A 1,806-nucleotide genomic window follows, 5' to 3' on the forward strand; every position below is an offset into this window, starting at 1 on the left:
GTTAGCTTTTACGGAAACAAAGAAAGTTCCTAAAGCAACCGCTGCCCCTGTAGCTACGCCTTTGTAAGCACGATTAAGCTTCAAAGTACGTTTCTTTTTAACAATTTTATTCTTCATAAAATTTTATTCTCCCTTTCAATAAGTTATTAAAAAACACACATACACAGTCTTTAATAAAGTTAACTTTTCCTCAAAAAAGGCGCTTATAACTTTTTAGGGTAGCTATGTTTGCATTTTCTACAATTAAAAAGTAACACAATATTGATTATGTAATCAAGGATAAATGTTGTTTATTTTACAATAAAAATAAATATATATATAATTACAAATTCAACAAAAATCAAACAACCATTTTATTGATTATATCAATTGTTGTCAGTCAAAAATCGCAATATTATTGTACTATTTATTAGAAATGAAAAAATAAGTTGTATAATAAACGTATACATTTTATTTATTTTAGTGATTATTTAAATATTTATCAATAGAATAAAAAACAAACTAAAAGGGGTATTTTTATAGCGAATAATGAACCAAAAATATACTTAGCAACGTATCGAAGTGGGGATCATCGTTAGGTATTAGAATACCTATGAAATTTATACAACAAGTCGGTATCAAGATGTCAGATGTCATCCAATTTTCCGAGCGTTGAGCGCGATGGTGGTATTTTTGTAAAAAAGATAACAAGCCACCACCCATTAATTTCAGAAATGGAACCATATATCTACTTTCAATCTCGCCTTGACGGATTTAAATTCTATTTTGAATCTGTTGGCGACGCAAAAGATGATGTCATTTTTAAAACTTTTTATGGCGCAATGAGTCAGACAATTTTGACAATCTTAAACTTATGGATCGAGATTTTATGGTTGGGAAAGAAAAAATGGACTGTCCGTAGTAATGTTGACAGTAATTTAAATATCCAAATCAGAAGTAGTTTAGGCGAACGACGCCCAGGCGCCCAGGAAAAGAAAAATTTATAAGAAAGAATATCAAATTTATGCACCTTCTAGATATTCTTTTTCTAACAGACAAAGAAGTTCGGGACTATCTTATTAAAGTCAAATTTTAAAACTAGTGTAATGATAAGCAAGTGTTTATAATGTCACTTGCTTTTTTAAGTTTAAATTTAAAATAAAAAGAAATTTGCTTCATATAACGTTTTGTTATTCAATATAAGCGTAGGAAAAAATTAACTATCGAAGAAAATATATAATTCACTTGTAAATTCATTTCGAATAACAATCCAAAATAAATTCTAGATTTTATTTTGGATTTATTTTTAAATCTCTTATATTAAGAAAGCTACTTCTCAAGACATTACTAAACAAGAAAGTACAATTCAAAATCAAGAAAAAGTGGTTGATTCTGCTAAAAAACAGGTTAACCAAACACAAGATAATATTGCTCCTACACAAAAGAAAGTATAACTGCTCCTTTTTGTATGTTTCTATCCACATTTTGTAATAATCAACCAATAATAAATTACTATATCCCATGTTTAGTAACACCTTTCCATTCAACAACAAAAAAAGAGTTCCTTGATTGGAACTCTTTTTCTTTAGCTATTTGACAATTCTAGTCTTCTCTACGCTTGCGGTAGCCAAGACCAAACATACCAAGTGCTGCAGCAGCTGCACCCGCTACAAGCGCTAATGGGCCATTGCCTTCGTCACCTGTTTGAGGTAATGTTTCTGGAGTTGCGGGAACTTCCTTAGCTGCTTTTTGTGGTACAACTGCTTGAACTGAGCCATTAGAGTAAACAGCCTTTGTTGGAGTTGCAGGAGTACCTTGTGCAGGTTG

General features: G+C 30.8%; 3 protein-coding genes. 2 read left to right on the plus strand and 1 reads right to left on the minus strand.

Annotation, left to right across the window (positions count from 1 at the left end; genetic code table 11):
• The first annotated feature begins 541 nt into the window (after nt 1–541).
• Nucleotides 542–655: an AbrB/MazE/SpoVT family DNA-binding domain-containing protein gene (locus JCM10991_RS16535; RefSeq protein ID WP_155889669.1), complete on the plus strand. Its 114-nt coding sequence runs from the start codon at nt 542–544 to the stop codon at nt 653–655.
• Between the two features lie 166 nt (nt 656–821).
• Nucleotides 822–986 (plus strand): hypothetical protein, encoded by a 165-nt coding sequence (locus JCM10991_RS15470; RefSeq protein WP_162149530.1) that lies wholly within the window; start codon nt 822–824, stop codon nt 984–986.
• 595 nt (nt 987–1,581) lie between these two features.
• Here the strand turns inward: JCM10991_RS15470 and JCM10991_RS14070 are convergent.
• Nucleotides 1,582–1,806 (minus strand): LPXTG cell wall anchor domain-containing protein (locus JCM10991_RS14070; RefSeq protein ID WP_035189059.1); only part of this gene is annotated, 225 nt, incomplete at its 5' end.

The sequence above is a fragment of the Ligilactobacillus equi DSM 15833 = JCM 10991 genome, assembly GCF_000615765.1.
GTDB lineage: Bacteria > Bacillota > Bacilli > Lactobacillales > Lactobacillaceae > Ligilactobacillus > Ligilactobacillus equi.